General features: G+C 61.1%; 21 protein-coding genes, 1 tRNA gene and 1 rRNA gene. 10 read left to right on the top strand and 13 right to left on the bottom strand.

Features of this window, described 5'->3' with window-relative positions; translation table 11 throughout:
* Both D0T21_RS27410 and D0T21_RS27405 read right to left on the bottom strand, forming a co-directional pair.
* Positions 1 to 117, bottom strand: a 16S ribosomal RNA gene (locus D0T21_RS27410); the annotation flags it as partial.
* Between the two features lie 349 nt (positions 118 to 466).
* The gene (locus D0T21_RS27405; protein ID WP_020704690.1) at positions 467 to 1243 is read right to left on the bottom strand and encodes an enoyl-CoA hydratase; all 777 of its coding nucleotides are present in this window, start codon (positions 1241 to 1243) and stop codon (positions 467 to 469) included.
* A gap of 73 nt (positions 1244 to 1316) precedes the next feature.
* Between D0T21_RS27405 and D0T21_RS27400 the strand changes: the two genes are divergently transcribed.
* Together D0T21_RS27400 and D0T21_RS27395 are read left to right on the top strand one after the other, a co-directional pair.
* Positions 1317 to 2648 (top strand): MFS transporter, encoded by a 1332-nt coding sequence (locus D0T21_RS27400; RefSeq protein WP_199538577.1) that lies wholly within the window; start codon positions 1317 to 1319, stop codon positions 2646 to 2648.
* 63 nt (positions 2649 to 2711) lie between these two features.
* Positions 2712 to 3149, top strand: coding sequence for a universal stress protein (locus tag D0T21_RS27395; RefSeq protein WP_116992546.1), 438 nt, complete (start codon positions 2712 to 2714; stop codon positions 3147 to 3149).
* Here the strand turns inward: D0T21_RS27395 and D0T21_RS27390 are convergent.
* Together D0T21_RS27390 and apaG are read right to left on the bottom strand one after the other, a co-directional pair.
* A complete protein-coding gene (locus D0T21_RS27390; protein WP_116992547.1) occupies positions 3146 to 4369 on the bottom strand; it encodes a murein transglycosylase A in 1224 nt (407 codons plus the stop codon). The genes D0T21_RS27395 and D0T21_RS27390 overlap by 4 nt on opposite strands.
* Before the next feature lie 142 nt (positions 4370 to 4511).
* Positions 4512 to 4886, bottom strand: a complete 375-nt coding sequence (gene apaG, locus D0T21_RS27385; RefSeq protein WP_116992548.1) for a Co2+/Mg2+ efflux protein ApaG — start codon at positions 4884 to 4886, stop codon at positions 4512 to 4514.
* A 190-nt stretch (positions 4887 to 5076) separates the two neighbouring features.
* On the opposite strand from apaG, the gene rpe reads away from it, so the two are divergent.
* The 7 genes from rpe (at position 5077) to trpC (ending at position 11292) form a co-directional block, all read left to right on the top strand.
* Positions 5077 to 5742 carry a ribulose-phosphate 3-epimerase gene (rpe, locus tag D0T21_RS27380; RefSeq protein ID WP_020704684.1) on the top strand — a complete coding sequence of 222 codons (666 nt, stop codon included), beginning with the start codon at positions 5077 to 5079 and terminating at the stop codon, positions 5740 to 5742.
* A 2-nt stretch (positions 5743 to 5744) separates the two neighbouring features.
* Complete coding sequence (locus D0T21_RS27375; RefSeq protein ID WP_116992549.1) at positions 5745 to 6428, top strand: phosphoglycolate phosphatase; 684 nt, start codon at positions 5745 to 5747, stop codon at positions 6426 to 6428.
* Between the two features lie 213 nt (positions 6429 to 6641).
* Positions 6642 to 8138, top strand: coding sequence for an anthranilate synthase component I (gene trpE, locus D0T21_RS27370; protein WP_116992550.1), 1497 nt, complete (start codon positions 6642 to 6644; stop codon positions 8136 to 8138).
* A gap of 1 nt (position 8139) precedes the next feature.
* Entirely contained in the window at positions 8140 to 8703 is a 564-nt protein-coding gene (locus D0T21_RS27365; RefSeq protein WP_116992551.1) for an aminodeoxychorismate/anthranilate synthase component II, read from the top strand.
* Positions 8704 to 8769: 66 nt separating this feature from the next.
* Positions 8770 to 9807, top strand: coding sequence for an anthranilate phosphoribosyltransferase (trpD, locus tag D0T21_RS27360; protein ID WP_116992552.1), 1038 nt, complete (start codon positions 8770 to 8772; stop codon positions 9805 to 9807).
* An 11-nt stretch (positions 9808 to 9818) separates the two neighbouring features.
* Positions 9819 to 10484: a LysE family translocator gene (locus tag D0T21_RS27355; protein ID WP_116992553.1), complete on the top strand. Its 666-nt coding sequence runs from the start codon at positions 9819 to 9821 to the stop codon at positions 10482 to 10484.
* 7 nt (positions 10485 to 10491) lie between these two features.
* A complete protein-coding gene (trpC, locus tag D0T21_RS27350) occupies positions 10492 to 11292 on the top strand; it encodes an indole-3-glycerol phosphate synthase TrpC (protein WP_116992554.1) in 801 nt (266 codons plus the stop codon).
* Here trpC and D0T21_RS27345 read toward each other — a convergent pair.
* The 7 genes from D0T21_RS27345 to D0T21_RS27315 all read right to left on the bottom strand — a co-directional run bounded on the left by D0T21_RS27345 (position 11289) and on the right by D0T21_RS27315 (position 19807).
* Positions 11289 to 12440, bottom strand: a complete 1152-nt coding sequence (locus D0T21_RS27345) for a GGDEF domain-containing protein (RefSeq protein WP_116992815.1) — start codon at positions 12438 to 12440, stop codon at positions 11289 to 11291. The two genes, trpC and D0T21_RS27345, sit on opposite strands and share 4 nt — an antisense overlap.
* 237 nt (positions 12441 to 12677) lie before the next feature.
* Positions 12678 to 14498, bottom strand: a complete 1821-nt coding sequence (locus D0T21_RS27340; protein WP_116992555.1) for a M61 family metallopeptidase — start codon at positions 14496 to 14498, stop codon at positions 12678 to 12680.
* A gap of 13 nt (positions 14499 to 14511) precedes the next feature.
* Positions 14512 to 15078 (bottom strand): NTP transferase domain-containing protein, encoded by a 567-nt coding sequence (locus D0T21_RS27335; protein WP_116992556.1) that lies wholly within the window; start codon positions 15076 to 15078, stop codon positions 14512 to 14514.
* Positions 15079 to 15083: 5 nt separating this feature from the next.
* The gene (locus D0T21_RS27330) at positions 15084 to 17303 is read right to left on the bottom strand and encodes a xanthine dehydrogenase family protein molybdopterin-binding subunit (RefSeq protein WP_116992557.1); all 2220 of its coding nucleotides are present in this window, start codon (positions 17301 to 17303) and stop codon (positions 15084 to 15086) included.
* A gap of 11 nt (positions 17304 to 17314) precedes the next feature.
* The gene (locus tag D0T21_RS27325; RefSeq protein ID WP_116992558.1) at positions 17315 to 17773 is read right to left on the bottom strand and encodes a (2Fe-2S)-binding protein; all 459 of its coding nucleotides are present in this window, start codon (positions 17771 to 17773) and stop codon (positions 17315 to 17317) included.
* Positions 17774 to 17811: 38 nt separating this feature from the next.
* Positions 17812 to 18540 carry a DsbC family protein gene (locus D0T21_RS27320; RefSeq protein WP_116992559.1) on the bottom strand — a complete coding sequence of 243 codons (729 nt, stop codon included), beginning with the start codon at positions 18538 to 18540 and terminating at the stop codon, positions 17812 to 17814.
* Positions 18541 to 18580: 40 nt separating this feature from the next.
* Positions 18581 to 19807 carry an FAD-dependent monooxygenase gene (locus D0T21_RS27315; protein WP_116992560.1) on the bottom strand — a complete coding sequence of 409 codons (1227 nt, stop codon included), beginning with the start codon at positions 19805 to 19807 and terminating at the stop codon, positions 18581 to 18583.
* Positions 19808 to 19884: 77 nt separating this feature from the next.
* On the opposite strand from D0T21_RS27315, the gene D0T21_RS27310 reads away from it, so the two are divergent.
* A tRNA-Phe gene (locus D0T21_RS27310) sits at positions 19885 to 19960 on the top strand.
* Positions 19961 to 20209: 249 nt separating this feature from the next.
* Here the strand turns inward: D0T21_RS27310 and D0T21_RS27305 are convergent.
* On the bottom strand, positions 20210 to 20644 hold the full coding sequence (locus tag D0T21_RS27305; RefSeq protein WP_116992561.1) for a DUF4375 domain-containing protein: 435 nt from the start codon (positions 20642 to 20644) through the stop codon (positions 20210 to 20212).
* Positions 20641 to 20922, bottom strand: coding sequence for a hypothetical protein (locus D0T21_RS27300; RefSeq protein ID WP_116992562.1), 282 nt, complete (start codon positions 20920 to 20922; stop codon positions 20641 to 20643). The genes D0T21_RS27305 and D0T21_RS27300 overlap by 4 nt, the downstream gene beginning before the upstream one ends.
* Between the last annotated feature and the right edge of the window lie 45 nt (positions 20923 to 20967).

Raw genomic sequence — 20967 nt, 5'->3', positions numbered from 1 at the left:
ATATATTACTCACCCGTTCGCCACTCGCCGCCAGGTTGCCCCGCGCTGCCGTTCGACTTGCATGTGTAAGGCATGCCGCCAGCGTTCAATCTGAGCCAGGATCAAACTCTTCAGTTTAATCTCTGTTACTTTTGCTACTCTCGTAGCACCCTTATTGCTAAGGGGTCGCTCACTCAAAATACTGACAGGCCACTACTTTCGTAGCGCCTATTTCATTACTTCTTGTGAACATTTGATATTTTAAGTTTCACGCTGCCTAAGCAGCGTGTGCACCTTCATCAAACGTCCACACTTATCGACTGTAAATTTTTAAAGAACTTTATTCGGTACTGCGTTTGCAGCGGAGCGTTGTGTCCGTCAGCGAAGAAGAAAGAGTATGAAGCGTTTAGATCGTTTCGTCAACCCCTTCTTTTCTCCCCGCTCATTTCACATTTGCATGTGCCGTTTTGCGGGGAGGCGAACTATATCAAAGACCGTCGAAGTTAGGCAAGCGCTTTTCGAGGAAAGCATGCATGCCTTCTTTCTGCGCAGGCGTACCAAAGGCAGACTGGAACAGACGGCGTTCATAGTTGACGCCTTCAGTCAGCGTGGTCTCGAAGGCGCGGTTGACGGAATCCTTGATCATCATCGCTACCGAAGTCGGCATCGATGCGATCTGCTTGGCAGCAGTCAGTACTTCCTCAATCAGCTTGTCAGCCGGGACGACGCGCGACACCAGGCCGATGCGCTCCGCTTCCGCCGCGTCGATGGTGCGCGCGGTCAGCAGCATGTCCATGGCCTTGGCCTTGCCGATGGTGCGCGGCAGGCGCTGCGTGCCGCCCGCGCCCGGCGTGACGCCAACCTTGATTTCCGGCTGGCCGAACTTGGCCGTATCCGCCGCGATCAGGAAATCGCACATCATTGCCAGCTCGCAGCCGCCGCCCAGCACATAGCCGGCCACGGCGCCCACCACCGGCTTGCGGATGCGCAGGATGTGCTCCCAGTTACGGGTAATGTAGTTGTCGCGATAAGTATCCACATAGGTGTAGTCCGCCATGGCGGCGATGTCGGCGCCGGCGGCGAAGGCTTTCTCGCTGCCGGTCAGCACGATGCAGCCGATGGCCGGATCGGCGTCGAACTTATATAAGGCATCGCCCAGCTCGTTCATCATGCGGTCGTTCAGCGCGTTCAGCGCCTTCGGACGGTTCAGGCGGATCAGGGCAACTTTGTCGTGCACTTCAACGATCAGATCTTCATATTGCATAAGGTGTCTCCTTCATGGTGAAATATTCCTGAAGGATTGTAGCGCCTAACTCCCGCGCTGGTATCATTGATGCATAGCAACCTGCTTTAAAGAGCTTCCTATTTTTACCGCCTTACGCCGCCACCTGAGCAACAAGCTGAGCCACAAGCTGAGCAACGACGCCCTGCTGCGCAACGGCGACTTCATGCGCTACTGGTCCAGCTCCATCCTCAACGGTTTCGGCAGCTATATCAGTGCGCTGGCCTTGCCACTGTGTTCCGTCCTGCTGCTGCACGCCACACCGGCGCAGATGGGCATGCTGGGCGCGTCGGCGGCGATTCCGTTTGCGCTGCTGGCCCTGCCGGCCGGCGTCTTCCTCGACCGTAATCGCAAATTGCCGGTACTACTGGGCAGCAAGGCGGTCATGGCCGTGACGCTGGGCAGCATCCCGCTGGCGTACTGGCTGGGCCTGCTGTCCATCGAATGGATGTATGTGGTCTCCTTTATTGGCGGCGCCTGCTCGGTGGTGGGCGGCGGCGCGGAACAGATCTTCCTCACCAACCTGATCGGACGCGACCGCCTGACCGACGCCCAATCCAAGTTTGCCGCCACCGATTCGGCAGCGCGGTTGATCGCGCCCGGCATCGCGGGCATCCTGATCCAATGGCTGACCGCCCCCTTCGCGATGCTGGTCAACGCCGTCGGTTTTGTGATCTCCATCCTGCTGCTGCGCAACCTGAACGCCACCGATCCCAAGCCGGCGCCTTCCCACAAACATCCGCTGCGCGACATCCACGACGGCCTGCTATTCATCTGGGGCCAGCCGCTGCTGCGCACGCTGGCTTGGGGCGCGGGCGTCTGGCATATGCTGTTCTATGGCTTTACCGCGCTCAGCGTGCTGTTCGCCACGCGCGAACTGGGCATGACGGCCGGCATGCTGGGCGCAGCCCAGATGATCGGCGGCGTCGGTGTGTTGATGAGTTCCCTGCTGCTGAAGCCGCTGAACACCCGCTTCGGCGCCGGCGTCACCATGCAGATCGGCCTGGGCCTGACCGCGTTCGCGTTCGCCGCCATGCCGATGATCCCGGCCAATCTGTTCGGCAGCCCGACCGCCAGCGCGGTGGCGTGCGGCGGCCTGTCGCTGTTCCTCGACTGCGGCGTGATGTTGTTCTTTATGCCTTATATGACGATGCGCCAGAAAGTCACGCCCGATGCCTACCTGGGCCGCATGGTGTCGACCATGCGCTTCCTGACGGTGGCGACGGCGCCGCTCGGCGCGCTGACGGCCGGCTATATCGGCGAGCACTTCAGCATCCGCACCGGCATGGCTTGCGTGGCGGTGGGTGGCATCGCGCTGTCGGTGGCGATGGCGCTGTCCTCGGCGATGCGCAACGCGCAGCATCAGGCGGCGCCGGCCACCTCCTAACGTGCGCCGCCGATCCGGCTAAATCATTAGGCTGGATTCAGTGTCCCATCATTGGAGTGCGCCATGTTCAAGTCCATCCTGCTGCCCACCGACGGCTCGGAGCTGTCGGACAAAGCGACCGCGATGGCGGTCCAGTTTGCCAAACTCAATCACGCCCGCATCGTCGCCATCACGGTCATCACGCCGTTGCCGTTTGCGTCCATGGGCGATAGCGGCGCGGTGATCGATTCCGGCCAGTTCGCCACGCAGATGCAGAACGCGGCGCGCCACCACATCGACAAGGCAGCCGCCGCCGCGCATGCCGCCGAGATTCCGTTCGAGGGAGTGGTCACGATGTCGCCCAGCCCCTACGAAGAGATCGTCGAGGCGGCGAAGAAGTTTGAATGCGACATCATCATGATGGCGTCGCATGGAAGGCGCGGCTTGAACCGGCTGTTCTTGGGCAGCGAGACACAGAAGGTGCTCGCCCATACCACGCTGCCCGTGATGGTATTGCGTTAAAGCGGCTGCTTCGGCAGCAGCACCCAGACATTGCCGCGCTGCTTCATGCGACCAGCGTTCTCCGAAGCCTCGGTGCCGAAGCCGAAGAAGTAGTCGACGCGGATCGCGCCACGAATCGCGCCCCCGGTGTCCTGCGCCATGACCAGGCGCTGCAAGGGGATATCGCTGTTCGGCATCGTGGTCGACAGGAACACCGGCGCGCCCAGTGGCAGCTGCGACGCGTCGATCGCCACCGAACGCGACGGCGTCAACGGCACGCCCAGCGCGCCCTTCGGCCCCACCTTCGGATCCGGCAGCCGCTCCTCCTTGAAGAACACATAGCTCGGATTCACATTGAACAGCTCCTGCATGCGCGTAGGGTGGCCGGCGATCCACGCTTTGATGCCCTGCGCCGATGCCTGCTCCAGCGTCAGCTCGCCCTTCTCCACCAGGTATTTGCCGATCGACTTGTATGGATGGCCATTCTGGTCCGCATATGCCACGCGTACGGTTTCCTGGCTGTCGGTCAGCTGCACGCGGCCCGAACCCTGCACTTGCAGGAAGAAGGACTCCACCGGATCGTCCACCCACAGCAGCTCCTTGCCGCCGAAGTCGGCCTTCTCGATATCGGCGCGGGTCGCATACGGCACCACTTTCTTGCCAACCAGCTTGCCGCGCAGGCGCATGCCCTTCAGCTCCGGGTACACGCTGGCCAGGTCGATGGTCAACATATCGTCCGGCACCTTATATAGAGGCGTCTGATACGGACCGCCCTTTTTGCGCGCGCCGCGCAGCAGCGGCTCGTAGTAGCCGGTGACCAGGCCGTCGGTGGCGCCATCCGGCGCGATCACCTGGTTCGGCTCCATGAACGCCTCGAAGAAAGTACGGATCGCCTGCTCATCGCCACTGTTGACGGTGCGCGCGATGCTGCACGACTCCTTCCAGGTCGGCTGCTTGACCAGCACCGAGCACGAGGACATGAACGCCGGCCAGGCCGCGCGCACATCATCCTTGTCCCAGCCTGGCAGCGACGCGAAGGTAGTCGGCACCATTTGCAGCGCGGTCGGCTTGGGCGGAACCGGCGTCGGCTGCACCGGTGGCACAGGTGGCACCACCGGCGCCGGCGGCGTCACGGTCGGCGCCGGCGTTTTATCGGGCGGCAGCGGCGTGGTGGTACAGGCGGCCAGCGAAACCGCGACGACGGTCAGCGGAACGAGTAGACTACGGCGTGTTAATGACATAAGGATGGCTATGTGGGTATTGATGATAGAAGCATGCGTGGCGTTTTTCCTGTTGGTGTTCATCGTCTGGTGGACCATGTACCAAGGCAAGGGCAAGACTAAAAAGCTGCCCCCGCCGGCCAAGGAAAACGAACAAGAGTAATCAATGCAGCGTGCGCGGCAGCGACAGCACGAACTCCGGGATCTTGGTTTCGAACTGATGGCCGTCCTCGGCCACGCAGAAGTATTCCCCGACCATCGAGCCTTGCTGGGTTTGCATCGCCGTGCCGCTGGTGTATTCGAAATGCTCACCCGGTTGCAGCAGCGGCTGATGGCCGACCACGCCCAGTCCGCGCACTTCTTCCACATGATTGTTGGCGTCCGTGATGACCCAGTGGCGCGAGATCAGCTGCGCCGCCACCGTGCCGGTGTTCTTGATCGTGATTGAATAGGTAAACACAAAGTTGGTGCGTTCCGGGTCCGACTGATCCGGCAGGTACTGAGTTCTGACCGACACAGTAAATTCGTAAGTGGCCATCGAGATTCCTTAAAGCTTGGTAAAAGCGTAATCGCTCTATGCAAAATTGGCGATTGTATATCGTCAGACCCTCATTGCACCGCAAATCCGCCCCGTATGCAAGGACGGCGCGGCTGAAACCACCGCAAAACCGGTACAGTCGCGCCGGGCAGCGTAAAATAGCGCATCTTTTTCTTGCCAGCCCAAAGCCATGACCACTTTCCGCATCGCTCCCAGCATTCTGTCCGCCGATTTCGCCCGCCTGGGTGAAGAGGTCCGCAACGTCGTCACCGCCGGTGCGGACATCATTCACTTTGACGTGATGGACAACCATTACGTTCCCAACCTGACCATCGGCCCGCTGGTGTGCGAAGCGATCCGCCCGCACGTGCAAGTGCCGATCGACGTGCACCTGATGGTCAAGCCGGTCGACCGCATCATCCCGGACTTCGCCAAGGCTGGCGCCAACATCATCACCTTCCACCCGGAAGCGTCGGACCACATCGACCGTTCGCTGCAACTGATCCGCGACCACGGCTGCAAGGCCGGCCTGGTGTTCAACCCGGGCACGCCGCTGAGCTACCTGGAACACGTGATGGACAAGATCGACATGATCCTGATTATGTCGGTCAATCCAGGCTTCGGCGGCCAGTCCTTCATCCCGCAGGCGCTGAAGAAGATCGCCGAAGCGCGCCGCCTGATCAACGAATCCGGCCGCGACATCCTGCTGGAAGTGGACGGCGGCATCAAGATCGACAACATCGCCGCCGCCGCGGCGGCAGGCGCGGACACCTTCGTGGCCGGCTCCGCCATCTTCGGCAAGCCGGACTACAAGGCCGTCATCGACGCCATGCGCGCCCAGCTGGCGACGGTGTAAGCATGAGCGTGCTGGCAGGCGTACGCGCCGCAATCATCGATCTCGACGGCACCATGCTGGATACGATTCCCGACTTCCACGTAGCCCTCAACGGCATGCGCGCGGAACTGGACCTGCAACCGATTACGCAGGACCAGATCGCGCTGATGGTCGGCAAGGGCTCCGAAAACCTGATCCGCTCCGTACTGGGGCTGGACTGGGACGCGGCCCGCGTGGAAGCGCATTTCGAGACCGCGATGGACGCCTACCAGCGCCACTACCTGAGCATCAACGGCAATTACAGCGCCCTGTATCCGGGCGTGATCGAAGGCCTGACGGCGATGAAAGCGCAGGGCCTGCGCCTGGCCTGTGTAACCAACAAGCCAATTTCCTTCACCACGCCGCTGCTCAAACTCAAAGGCCTGGACGGTTTCTTCGAGGTGGTCTACGGCGGCGATTCGCTGCCGCGCAAGAAACCCGACCCGCTGCCGCTGCAAACGGTGTGCGCCGATTTCGGCCTGGCGCCGGCGCAGGTGGTGGCCATCGGCGACTCCTCGAACGACGCGCAAGCCGCGCGGGCAGCGGGTTGCCCGGTGCTGACGGTGCCTTATGGTTACAATCACGGAGAGGCTATACACAAAACCGATTCGGATGGTATAGTAGCCACATTGCTAGAAGCGTCTAGCCTGATTCGTTCGCAAAACTAACCCTTAGCTGAACTAACCTGCCCAAAATGTCTCTCTCCAAAAAACACAATGTCAACCAAACCGGCTCGATTGAGGCCTGGCTTTGGCGACGCTGGCAATCCTGGCAAACTCAGCCAAACTGATTGCTGTCGCCGGTGCGCGCGCACCCGACAGGTTTTTTGACAACTCACCGCCAAACCCACACCCACACCCTTGGCGGCATGGAGAGAAGACATGACCGAATTCGAATTCAAATCGTTGGCCACCGACGGCTACAACCGCGTTCCACTGATCGCTGAAGCCTTTGCCGATCTCGAAACCCCGCTCACGCTGTACCTGAAACTGGCCCAGACCCAGAATGGCGGCAAGAACACCTTCCTGCTTGAATCGGTGGTGGGCGGCGAGCGTTTCGGCCGCTTCTCCTTCATCGGCCTGCCGGCGACGACCGTGCTGCGCAACTTTGGCACGCGCACCGAGATCGTCAAGAACGGCGCCGTGATCGAGACCCACGAAGGCAATCCGCTCGAATTCATCGAGGCTTACCAGAAGCGCTTCAAGGTCGCGCTGCGTCCCGGCATGCCGCGCTTCTGCGGCGGCCTGGCCGGCTACTTCGGCTACGACACCGTGCGCCACATCGAAAAAACGCTGGCCAACAGCCAGCCGAAGGATGACCTGGGCCTGCCCGACATCCAGCTGATGGTGACCGAAGAACTGGCCGTGATCGACAACCTGTCCGGCAAGCTGTATCTGATCGTCTACGCCGACACTACGCAGCCGGAATCGTATTCCAAAGCGCGCCAGCGCCTGAAAGACCTGCGCATGATGCTGCGCCGTGGCGTCGACGCGCCGGTGACCAGCGCCTCGGTACGCACTGACATCACGCGCGACTTCCCGAAAGAGGAATACCTGAAGGCCGTCGCCAAGGCCCACGAATACGTGATGGCCGGCGACTTGATGCAGGTGCAGATCGGCCAGCGCCTGCGCAAGCCTTATGTCGATTCGCCGCTGACGCTGTACCGCGCGCTGCGTTCGCTGAATCCGTCGCCGTATATGTACTTCTACAATTTCGGCGACATGCAGATCGTCGGCGCCTCGCCGGAGATTTTGGTCCGCAACGAGACGCTGCCGGACGGCGAGAAGAAAGTCACGCTGCGCCCTATCGCCGGCACCCGCCCGCGCGGCGCCACGCCGGAGCGCGACGCCGAACTGGCCAAGGAACTGCTGGCCGATCCGAAAGAGATCGCCGAACACGTGATGCTGATCGACCTGGCGCGCAATGACCTGGGCCGCATCTCCGAGATCGGCAGCGTCAAGGTCACCGACCGCCTGGTCATCGAAAAATACTCGCATGTGCAGCACATCGTCTCCAACGTCGAGGGCAAGCTGAAATCCGGCCTGTCCAACCTGGACGTGCTGCGCGCCACCTTCCCGGCCGGCACGCTGACCGGCGCGCCGAAAGTGCGCGCGATGGAAGTCATCGACGAACTGGAAATCTCCAAGCGCGGCATCTACGGCGGCGCCTGCGGCTACCTGTCCTTCGGCGGCGAGATGGACGTGGCGATCGCGATCCGCACCGGCGTGATCAAGGACGGCATGCTGTACGTGCAGGCCGCCGCCGGCATCGTCGCCGACTCGATACCGGAGATGGAATGGCAGGAAACTGAAAACAAGGCGCGCGCCGTGCTGCGCGCCGCCGAACAAGTACAAGATGGCCTGGATGGGGAGTTCTGAGATGCTGCTAATGATCGACAACTACGACTCCTTCACCTACAACATCGTGCAGTACTTCGGCGAACTGGGTGAGGATGTACGCGTGTACCGCAACGACGAAATCACGATTGCGGAAATCGAAGCACTGAACCCGGACCACATCTGCATATCGCCAGGCCCGAAAGATCCGTCGCAAGCCGGTATCTCGATCGAAGTGCTCAAGCACTTCGCCGGCAAGAAGCCGATACTGGGCGTGTGCCTTGGCCACCAGGCCATCGGCGAAGCGTTCGGCGGCAAGGTGATCCGCGCCAAGCAGGTCATGCATGGCAAAACTTCTTTAATCGCGCATACGGGCGTGGGCGTTTTCAAAAACATCCCCTCGCCTTTCACAGTGATCCGTTATCACTCGTTGGCTATCGAGCGCAGCTCGCTGCCGTCCTGCCTGGAAGTGACGGCGTGGACCGACGACGGTGAAATCATGGGCGTGCGCCACAAGGAATACGACATCGAGGGCGTGCAGTTCCACCCCGAGTCCATCCTGTCGGAACACGGCCACGCACTGCTGAAGAACTTCCTGGTCCGCTGACCAGCGCAGTTCGCCCCGGCGCGCGCCATGCGCCGCCCATGCCAAAAAATTGAAGAAGGAATAGCCATGCCTATCACCCATCAAGAAGCACTGCTGCGCTGCATCGAACACCGCGAGATCTTCCACGACGAGATGCTGCACCTGTTCCGCCAGATCATGTCCGGCGAAATGTCGCCGACCATGATCGCCGCCCTCACCATGGGCCTGCGCGTGAAAAAAGAAACCATCGGCGAAATCGCCGCCGCCGCGCAAGTGATGCGCGAGTTTTCCACCAAGGTGCCGATGGCCGACACCACCGGCCTGCTCGACATCGTCGGCACCGGCGGCGACGGCGCGCATACCTTCAACATCTCCACCGCTTCGATGTTTGTCGCCGCCGCCGCCGGCGCGCGCGTGGCCAAGCATGGCGGCCGCAGCGTGTCGTCGTCGTCCGGCAGCGCCGACGTGATCGAATCGCTGGGCGCCAACATCAACCTGAAACCGGAGCAGATCGCGCAATCGATCGCGCAGACCGGCATCGGCTTCATGTTCGCGCCGAACCACCACGCAGCGATGAAGCATGCGGCACCGGTGCGCAAGGAACTCGGCGTGCGCACCATCTTCAACATCCTGGGACCGCTGACCAATCCGGCCGGCGCGCCGAATATCCTGATGGGCGTATTCCACGGCGATCTGGTGGGTATCCAGGTGCGCGTGCTACAACGCCTGGGCGCGCAGCACGCCATCGTGGTCTATGGCCGCGACAATATGGATGAAGTCTCGCTGGGCGCCGGCACCATGGTCGGCGAACTGGTGAACGGCGAGATCCGCGAATACGAAATCCATCCCGAAGACTTCGGCCTGCAGATGATCGCCAGCCGCAACCTGAAGGTGGCCGATGCGGCCGAATCGAAAGCCAAGATGATGGAAGCGCTGCGCGGGGAACCCGGCGCGGCCTACGACATCGTTGCGCTCAACGCGGGTACCGCGCTGTACGCGGCCGGCGTCGCCAGCTCGATCGAGGACGGACTGGCGCGCGCGCGCGCGGCCGTCACCTCCGGCGATGCGATGCGCAAGGTCCAGCAGTTCGTCGAGGTCACGCAAAGCCTCGGCAAAACCAATTAAGGGAGGCCAGCATGTTCGGCATCCATGATCTGACGTTGTTTGTAATCTCCGGGCTGCTGCTGAATATCATGCCCGGTCCCGATTCGCTGCTCATCATGACGCGCAGCGCCACCCAGGGCTGGCGCGCCGGTTCGGCCGCCGCGTTGGGCATAGGCGCCGGCACCATGATCCACATCTTCGCTGCGGCGCTGGGCTTGTCGGCGCTGCTGGCGACGTCCGCCACCGCGTTCACGGCGGTCAAATGGGTTGGTGCGGCCTACATCGTCTACGTCGGCATCGGCATGCTGCGCGCGAAACTGCGGGCCCAAGCCGATGACGCGGCGGCCGCCGAAACGGCCGCGCGCGCCGCAGCCCAACCGCTGGCGTATCGCAAAATCTTCTTCCAGGGATTCCTGACCAATGTGCTGAACCCGAAGGTGGCCTTGTTCTTCCTGGCGTTTGTGCCGCAGTTTATTTCGGCCGATTCCACCAGCAAGCCGCTGGCGTTCATCGTCCTGGGCTGCATTTTCAATTTCAACGGTATGTTGTGGTGTAATGGCCTGGCCATCTTCACCGCCTTTGCCAGTGCGCGGCTGAAGGTCAAGCCGCTGGTGGCGCTATGGCTGAACCGCGTGACGGGCGGCCTGTTCCTGGCCCTCGGCCTGCGCCTGGCGCTGGCCGAACAACATTCATCTTAGGCTTATCATGTCCGACATCCTGAACAAAATCCTCGCAGTCAAAGCCGACGAAGTCGCCGCCGCCAAAAAATACCGCGACCTGGCCAGCCTGCGCGCCGACGTGGAAAGCAATGCCGAACTGCGCGCCGGCCTGCGCGGCTTCGAAGCCAGCCTGCGCGGAAAAATCGCCGCCGGCCATGCCGGTGTGATCACCGAAGTAAAAAAGGCCTCGCCGTCGAAAGGCGTGTTGCGCGCCGACTTCCGCCCCGCCGACATCGCCGCCAGCTACGAGGCCAACGGCTCCGCATGCCTGTCGGTGCTGACGGACGAGCAGTTCTTCCAGGGTTCGGTGGCGTATTTGCAGCAGGCGCGCGCCGCCTGCACGCTGCCGGTGCTGCGTAAAGATTTCATGATCGACATGTACCAGATCTACGAAGCGCGTGCGATGGGCGCCGACGCGATCCTGCTGATCGTCTCGGCGCTGGACCACGGCCTGATGGCGGAAATGGAAGCCTGTGCCCACGAACTGGGCATGGGCGTGCTGGTGGAAACCCACGACGGCGACGAACTGACCGCCGCGCTGCGTCTGAAAACCGCGCTGTTGGGCATCAATAACCGCAATTTGCGCACCTTCGAGGTTTCGCTGGAGAACACGCTGGCCCTGCTGGACCGCATTCCGGAGGAAAAACTGGTCATTACCGAATCCGGCATCATGGTGCCGGACGACGTCAAGCGCATGCGCGAAGCCAATGTGCACGCCTTCCTGGTCGGCGAAGCCTTCATGCGCGCGACCGATCCAGGCGCCGAACTGGCGCGCCTGTTCAACTAGGCCAGCACTGCCTGCAAAGGCGGTACCGGCCCGGACGCGATCTCGATACGGTCGCGTCCACGTTCTTTGGCGCGATAAAGCGCCTCATCCGCCCGCATCAGAATGGCGTCCAGATCTTCATCGGCACTTGCCTGGCAAGCAATACCTATACTGACGGTGTAGGCCGGCAACCCTGCTCGACCGGGCTCACGCACCGCGCTCAGAATGCGCTCCGCGATATGGTGCGCACGGTCCAGCCCGGTAACTGGAAGCAGCACAATAAACTCTTCCCCGCCAAATCGCGCGACGTGATCGGAAACCCGCAGCGCTTTGCCGATGACGGCGGCAACGTCGATTAAAACCCGGTCGCCGGTGGCGTGGCCGTGGCAGTCGTTAATCTTCTTAAAATAATCCAGATCGATGCTGAGCATGGTCATAGCCGTGGATTCACGCCGCATCAGTGCATGTTCTTTGGCATATATATCGGCGAAACCACGGCGGTTTAATACCTGGGTCAGCGGATCGAGCGTGGATCGGCGTTCCAGTATTCCTTGCAAGCGGCGGGTGGCAACTGCTTTAAAACTTACCGCCAGCAGCAGAACCATGAAATGACCGGCAGCCAGATAAAGGCTCTGGAATGGTCCCATGCTCATTAAGTTAACCTGGGCACCGCCATATAATACCGCCAGCAAGCCGCGCGTTAATACAACCAGCGCCTGCAACAGCAGTAATATACCGAAGAATTTAGTGGAGAAATGACGCTCGCCATAACGCCAAACCATCGCCACCTGATTTATATAAAAAACAGAAATCAGGAAAGAAAATACGGCGACGCGGGCGGCAAAATGCGGCTGAATAATTAACCAATAGCCGACGCCCAGCATGGTCAGCGCCCAAACCAGGTGAAATAACCACCACGTCGGTGCCCGGCCATAAAATATCTGCGTACCGATCATCCCAAAGCCCACACCCCAAATCAAGGCGGAGTTGGCGCTGAGCAGGGCAAATGTTTCGCCTAGCGCGCTATATCTCAGGCTAAACAAGGCTGCGCCGCATGCCAACGATATCAATCCCGCCGCCCAATAATTCAGCCCTTTAATCTCCGTGGGGAAACTCAAATGGGCGGAATAGAGGACAACACTCATCGCGCCGGCCATCAGCGTCGACATCAGGATAATCGTGGTGGGATCAAGCAGTATCACTTGCGGGTCTATCCTCTGGCAGAAAACTCAGCCAAATTCTAAACCAGAACAAGACCACCGCGTAAAATTAAACCGCCGACAACACCGCTGAGTTCCTGCAACCTCCGCGCAGCTCCTCAATACATGCCGGAATCTGGTTAGTACGCGCCAAAATCTGGCATGGATAGGGCAAAAAAATCCGGGGACTCGCCCCGGACTCAGGAATTAACGCGCCGCGCTGGGGCGCAACGGGCCGGTGGACTTCTTGCCGGCCGGGTCCAGCGACAGGCTAATGCCGGGAACCCGGTCGCCTTGTAACGTCGCGGTGAATGTCATCAGCTCGTCGCGGCGGAATGCGTGTATCTCTATTTCCGAGCCGACGCCGTAGCGGGAAAGCAGCGTTTCCAGATTGGCGGCGGTGACGCGCAATCCATCGACCGCTATCAATATATCGCCGGCCGATAATCCCGCCTGATGTGCAGCGCCATTCTCATGCACGCTGGATAGCTTGCAATCATTACCGTCTTTGCCGAGATTAACATCCAGGCCAGGCTTGGTCGATTTGCGCTCATCGTTATATTTAACACCGAATGGCGCCAGCATTTTAGCCAACGGCAAATCCTCGGTGCCACGAATATATTTATCGAAGAATGGTTTGAACCGGCCGCCGCTGATTTCATCGAATAATGCTTCCACTTCGACCGGAGTAACTCCGCGTCCGCCGCCTTGATAGAAATCGCGGCCATAACGTTGCCATAATGCGCGCATCACATCATCCAGCGATTTCTTGCCGCCGGTTTTAGCACGTATGCTTAAATCCAAAGCCAATGCGATCAAAGAACCCTTGGTGTAATAGCTGATGATCGAATTCGGTGCGTTTTCATCCTGGCGATAATATTTACCCCAGGCGTCGAAACTGGAATCGGCCACGCTTTGCTTGGTACGGCCGCTGCCGCGCAATACGCTGCCTATGGTTTTACCCAGCAATTTGAAATAAGCCGGTTCGGCGATGACGCCTGCGCGCACCAGCATCAAATCATCGTAATAACTGGTAAAGCCTTCAAACAGCCACAGCAACGGCGAATAATTTTCGACTTGCAGGTTATACGGAGCGAATGCGGCCGGCTTGATGCGCTTCACATTCCACGTGTGGAAATATTCATGGCTGCACAGGCCGAGGTATTGCAGATAACCATCGCTGATATCTTTGCTGGCCGCAGCCGTGCTTGGCAGGTCGGCGCGGGCGCAGATCAATGCCGTCGAGGCGCGGTGTTCCAGGCCGCCGTAGCCGTCGCCGACAGCCAGCGTCATGAACACGTAGCGGTCCATCGGGGCTTTTTTGGCCTTCGGTTCGAAAAAGGCGATCTGGGTTTCGCAGATCTTTTTCAGGTCGGCGCTCAGGCGTGGCAGGTCCAGGTTGGGCACCCGGCCGCTGATGACGATGTCGTGCGGGATGCCATGCGCCTTGAAGGTGGCCAGCGCGAAGTCGCCCTGCTCCACCGGGTGATCGATCAACTCGTCGTAGTTGGACGCGATGTAGGTGCCAAAACCATAACGTTTCGCTTTCAACTCCGGCAGCGAGGTCGCCACGCGCCAGGTCTTGGCCGCTTCGTCGTCCGGCCGCTGGATGTCCACCACGTGCGGCTGGTCTTCCTGCCCCAGCACGCGCAGGAACACGCTGGTGCCGTTGTAGAAGGCGTGATTCTGGTCCAGGTGCGCGGCGCGCACCGACATATCCCAGGCATAGACTTCGTAATGTACCGTCAGCGAGGCGGCATGGTCCTTCAGCGGGGCGGCCTGCCAGGAGTGCTTATCCAGCTTGGTCAGCGCCACCGGCTGGCCGTCCGACTCGGCGCGGATGCGCACGATATTGCGCGAGAACTCGCGGATCATGTAACTGCCCGGTATCCAGGCCGGCAGCGCGAACACCTGGCCGCCTTCGGCCGGCGCGTCCACCGTCAGCGTGACGTGGAACAGGTGGGCGGCCAAATCATGTCCGACGATGCTGTAGGCGATCGCCGGATTGTTCTTGTTCGTTTTCTTCATCTCTATCCTTGTTTTACAAATCGCCCGGGGTATCGATATCGCGCACCACGCCGACATCGTCGACTATCAGCTCGCTCACCGCATGGCTTTTCAATATGTCGCGCGCGCCCTGGTCGCCTTCCAGCGCCAGCAGCAACGGCAAATGATAACTGCTGAAGGCGACCGGGTTGCCGCGTCGCCCTTCAAAGACGGGCGCCGCGATCCGCGCGCCCCTTTCAATTGTCGCGGCCAGGGAGCGCATGGTCTCCGGCTGCACATGGGGCATGTCGCCCAGGCCTACCAGCCAGCCTTCCGCCCCTTTGGTGTAGTCGACCGCCATCGTCAGCGAGGCGGCGATGCCCAGATCGGCATCCGCGCAAACGCGCACTTCGCATCCCAGCTTGCCCAGCAGCGCCGCCACCTGGTCGTCGCCGGAGCGGACCACGGCGACCACGCGCGGCAGCACCGCCAGCATGTTTTTGGCACTGGCGACGACCACGGCGTCGCCGTCCTTCAACGGTTGCAGCAATTTGTTTTGTACGCCGGACGGGTCGAACCGCTTACCCCGCCCGGCTGCCAGCAATATCCCTACCAGTGCCATTCAGCTCAGGCGCTGGCCAGATCGAACGGCAGCTTGCGCAGACGCTTGCCGGTCAATTTGAACAGCGCGTTGGCGAAGGCCGGCGCCAACGGCGGCAGGCCAGGTTCGCCCATGCCGGTCGGCGGATCGTTCGACGGCACGATGTGGACGTCGATCACCGGCATGTCCGTCATGCGCGCCACCGTGTAGTCGCTGAAGTTCTGCTGATCCACCACGCCGTCCTTCAGCGTGATGGCGGCGCCCGGCAAGGTCATGCCCAGGCCCATCAAGGCCGCGCCCTGGATCTGCGCTTCGATCGTCAGCGGGTTGACCGGCTGGTTGCAATGCACGCCCGCCGTCACCCGGTGCAGCTTGGGCGTGCCGTTCTTCACGGACGCCACCACCACATACGCGATCACGGTGTTGAACGATTCATGCACAGCCACGCCCCAAGCCTGGCCTTTAGGTAAAGCCTTCTTGCCATAGCCGGACTTGGCGACCGCCAGGTCCAGCGCGGCGATATGGCGCTTGCCCTTCTCGCCCAGCAGCTTCTTGCGATACGCGACAGGATCCATCTTGGCCGCATGCGCGGCTTCGTCGATCAGCGTCTCCATCACGAAGGCCGTGTGGGTGGAGCCGACCGAGCGCCACCACAGCACCGGCACGTTGGCCTTGACGGCGTGCGCGCTCAGGTTCAGCGGCACCTCATACGGCTCGCCCATGCCTTCCACCATGGTCGCGTCGATGCCGTCCTTGACCATCATCGGCTCGAACGGCGTGCCGGTGATGATGGACTGGCCGACGATGACGTGATCCCACGCCACGATGTTGCCCTTGTCGTCGACGCCGATATCGGCGCGGTGCACATGCGACGGACGATAGTAGCCGCCCTTGATGTCGTCCTCCCGGCTCCAGACCACCTTGATCGGGTCCTTTTTACCGGTGGCCTGCCACACCTTGGCGATATTGACCGCTTCGACCAGATAGTCGGACGTCGGCACGGCGCGGCGGCCGAAACCGCCGCCGGCCATCATCGTGTTCAGCACCACCTGGTCCGGCTTCAGGCCGGCGGTGGCGGCGATGGCCCCTTGATCCATCGTCTGGAACTGCGAACCTGCCCACACCGTGCAGCCGTCCGCGCGCAGATCGACCACACAGTTCAGCGGCTCCATCGGCGCGTGCGCGAGGTAAGGGAATTCATAAACGGCGGAGATTTTCTTCGCCGCGCCGGCCAGCTTGGAGGTGTCGGCCTTGCGCACCGGCAGGCCGGGCTTCTGCGACAGCGCCTTGTACTCGGCCAGCTGCTTGTCGCTGCTGACTTTTTCGACGCCGCTGGTGTCCCAGTCGATGACCAGCGCTTCACGGCCCATCTTGGCGGGCCAGTAGCCGTCGGCCACCACCACCACACCGCTGCCGCCGCGATCCGTCTTCACTTCCAGCACCTCGATCACGCCCTTGATCGCCTTGGCTTTCGAGGCGTCGAACTTGGCCACCTTGGCGCCGAACACCGGCGGCCGCGCCACCACGGCGACCTTGCTGTGCGGCGCCTTGAAGTCCATGCCGAATACCTGCTTGCCGGTCGACTTGAGCTTCGCGTCCAGGCGCCTGGTCGGTTTGCCGATAAAGTTGAAGTCCTTCGGATCCTTCAGCTTCACGGTAGTGGGCACCGGCTGCTTCATGGCCGCATCGGCCATGGCGCCGTAGGTGGCCTTCTGGCCCGCAGGTCCGGTCAGCGTGCCTTTCGAGGTCTTGATCTGGTCCGGCGCCACCTTCCACTCCTGGGCCGCAGCGCCGATCAGCATCGCGCGCGCCTTGGCGCCGATCTCGCGGTACTGGGTGTAGGAGTGGGCGATGCTGCCCGAACCGCCGGTGATCTGGATGCCGAACGCCGGGTCCTTGTATTGGTCGCCGGCCGGCGCCAGCGCGCCGTTCATCTTCGACCAGTCCGCGTCCAGCTCTTCCGCGATCAGCATCGGCAGCGACGTCTGCACGCCCTGGCCGAATTCCAGCCGATTGACCTGCACCGTCACGCTGTTGTCCGGCGCGATATGCAGGAAGGCGTTCGGTTCATACACCTTGGCCGGCGGCTGCTGCGCATTGGCGAAGCGTCCGGCGCCAGGCATGAAGAAGCCCAGCACCAAACCGCCGCCCGCCACCGCGCCAGCCTTCATGAAGCTGCGGCGCGACACGCCGCCTGAAGTTCCTACATCCGCCATCGATTCCTGATTAAGCCATTCGATACGCATGACATTCTCCTTTAGGCGATGGTTTTGGCTGCGTCTTTGATGGCTGCGCGGATGCGCTGGTAAGTCCCGCATCGACAGATGTTGCCGCTCATGGCGTTGTCGATATCGGCGTCGGATGGGGCTTTGTTGGTGCGCAGCAGAGCGGTCGCGCTCATGATCTGGCCGCTCTGGCAGTAGCCGCACTGCGGCACGTCCAGCTTGACCCACGCCTCCTGCACGGCCTTGCCGACTTTATCGGATTCCATCGCTTCGATGGTGGTGATCTTCTGGCCGGCGGCGGCCGAAATCGGCGTCACGCACGAGCGGATAGGCTGGCCGCCCAGGTGCACGGTGCAGGCGCCGCACAGCGCCGCGCCGCAACCGAACTTGGTGCCGGTCATATTCAGGTTGTCGCGCAAGGCCCACAGTATCGGCGTCGAAGGATCGGCGTCTACCTGCATGTCTTTACCGTTGATATTCAATGTAATCATTCAGTTCTCCTGTGGACGATGCGCTGGATTGGTAAGACTTACTGCTTGATCTTGGCGAGCTTCTCTTCAAGTGCCTTGGTATCGATCGCGCCTGGCACGCGGGTGCCGTCGGCGAAGAAGATGGCAGGGGTGCCGGAGACGTTCAGCTTGTGGCCCAGCTCCAGCACCTCCTGGTTCGGCGATTCGCACGACTCGGCCGCGACAGGCGCCGCCTTACTATTGACCATCCAGTCCTCCCAGGCCTTGCTGCGGTCCGGCGAGCACCAGATGTTCTTCGACTTGGTGAACGAATCATCGGCCAGGATGTTGTACATGAAGGTGTAGACCGTGATGTTGTCGGTTTCCTTGAGCGTGGTCTGGCGGAAGCGTTTGCAGTAGCCGCAGTTCGGATCTTCGAACACCGCGATCACGCGCTTGCCGTCGCCCTTGACAGTCTTGATGGCTTTGTCCAGCGGCAGGTCGGAGAACTTGATCTTGTTGATCTCTTCCAGGCGTTCCTTGGTCAGGTCGGTGCTGGTGGTCAGGTTGAACACGTGGCCGGAGAACAGATAGGTGCCGGTCTTGTCGGTGTAGAGGATATCGTTGCCGACGCGGATTTCATACAGGCCGGCGTACGGCGTTTCCTTGATCGAATCGACCTTGACGTTCGATCCCAGGCGCGGTTCGACCAGCTTCTTGATCGCATCCGTGGACGGCGGGGTTTCCGCGCCCACGCAGGACGCCATCAGCGCCGACAACAACAGCAAAACGATCTTACTCATTCTCATAACATCTCCAATGACTACAGACGAACCGACTGGCGCCAGCCTACTTCCCCATTGCGTGGGAGATCAGGCGGCGCTTCAGCACCGGTAATTTATCCAGCAAGTTTAATCCCAAATTGCGAACCACGCGCAGCGGCTCCATATCCGCGCCGAACAGGCGCGCCAGGCCGTCGGTGGTGAGCTGCATCAGCAGCACGTCTTCCTTGCGGGCGCGCTCGTAGCGGGCCAGCACGCGGGTGTCGCCAATGCTGCGCTGCGCTTCACGCTCGCTCAGGGTCTTGATCAGCTGCGCGACGTCGGCGAAGCCCAGGTTCATGCCGTGGCCGGCCAGCGGGTGCACCACGTGGGCGGCGTCGCCCACCAGCGCCACGCGCGGCGCGCTCATGGCGTGCGGGCGCAGCAGGCGCAGTGGGAAATCGCGCACCAGCTCCGGCTGCAAGGGCGTCAGCACGCCCAGACGGTCGGCGGCGTAGACGGCCAGGCGGTCGGCGATCTGCTGCGCCGATTCGGCGCGCAATGTATCGGCCAGCACTTCCGGCGCCGACCACACCAACGAAACCTGGTTGCCGGGCAGCGGCAGCAGCGCGACGATGCCTTCGGCGCCGGTGAACCATTGGCAGGCGGCGCCGTGATGCGGCTTTTCGCAGGCGAAGTTGGAGACCACCGCGCGCTGGTTGTAGCTGCGGTAATCGAGGCCGATGTCGCACTGGCCGCGCACCCAGGACTGGGCGCCGTCGGCGCCGACCACCAGCTCGGACTTGATGCAGGTGCCGTCGTCCAGGTGCACGGTGGCGCCGTCGTCGGCGCGCAGCAAACCGGTGGCGCGGCCTTCGACGAAGCGCACGTTCTGCGCGAACTTGAGGGCGGCGTCCAGCGCCTGCCCCAGGTTGCGGTCTTCCATGATCCAGGCCAGCGTGCCGGTGTGGGCGCCGTAGGCGTCGAAAGCCAGGCCGCCGGCGTTGGCGCCGTCGCCGTGGACGATCATCGCGTCCACCGGCGCCACGCGCGCCTGATCCAGCGCATGCCATACCTTCAGCGCGGACAACAGGTTATGGGCGGTGTGGTTCAACGCGTAGACCCGCGCATCCCAGCCGAGATCGGCGGTATTGGCGGCCGGGCCGGCCGGATACGACGGCGGAGCGAGCAGGGTTACACTAAAACCGGCCTGGGCCAGGCCCAGCGCGGCGGTCTTGGCAATAGCGCCATTGCCAACAATGCAAATATCACTCTCAATAACGCGCAGCGCAGCGGGGGAGGATGGATTAGTCATCCGAACATTATAGCGTTTGTGCGGCTGAGAAATTCGTCCTTGCAATTTCGCTTAAGCCTGCTATAATTCTGCTCCTTGGCCTGGTAGCTCAGTTGGTAGAGCAGAGGATTGAAAATCCTTGTGTCGGTGGTTCGATTCCGCCCCGGGCCACCAAGAACAGTGTCAAAACAAAACGCCAACCCATGCAGGTTGGCGTTTTTGTTTCTAGAAACAGAAAGTCCTCATATCCGGTCTATTTCCGGTACTTGGCACAACTTCTCCGGTCCGCTACGTAGCGATCGTCCAAACGTCCACACGTCCAAGACTATGATTCGAAGCGTGGCGGCGAAAGCGTGAAACCTGTCGAAACGGTGACTCCTTACGTGACCATCTCCGTAACGGTGTCTATCGGCATGATCGAGCTCAACATGGAGCGATCATGCCGCGCGCGCTCAAGAACGTGGTCAAGAGCGTCGCAATATCGTCTGGATAGGCGTAGAAGGCACGGTCGAGTTGCTCCCATGGAGCTGGCCCCTGGACGTCGTTAGGTGCGACCAAGAACAACTGCGCCTGGCGGACGGGGCTAAGTTGCGATGGGCCATTCGGTCCGAAAACTGCGTTCGCGCGCGATACGATTTCCGCCATCCGATGGGCACCAATGCAATGCAGGGCATCAACTGCGAAAAAAGCTTGGTCACCCGCACCATTAAAATAGTACTGATCGAAGCCGCCATTGTTCACGTCGGCCTCCAATCCGTAAATCGTGACTAGAATTCTATCGATTTCGTCCAATTGCGAAAAATTGGTCCCATCAAAGCGACGGCAGGCCTGGGCAAACGCGTCTTCGAGGTTATTCATTTGCCCGCAATCCGAACTTCCAGCGCGGCGATCGTGATCACATCGCCGGATTGCATTTCAATTTCGTACTGTCCCTTGTCCCGCTCCAGGGCCGAATTGATTGATTGCGATCGGCCCCAAGGTTGATTTCGAGACAAAGTCAAGTTCGAAACACCGGTGAAAGTGAGCCGACAGTCTGCCAACCGCGCATGCAGGAGTGTCATCACGCACGTTGCCTCTGCCCACGAGAAGTCTATTGTGAGTAACGTTGCATCGTGCAAATCGAGATCATCGATCATTCTTTAACCCGTTTATTGTTGGTTTTTTGACAGCTCGCCATTGGC

The sequence above is a fragment of the Duganella sp. BJB476 genome (genome assembly GCF_003416895.1).
Taxonomy (GTDB): Bacteria; Pseudomonadota; Gammaproteobacteria; order Burkholderiales; family Burkholderiaceae_D; genus Rugamonas.
Note: the sequence above shows the minus strand (reverse complement) of the source record. Positions and strands in the feature narration are given on the sequence as shown.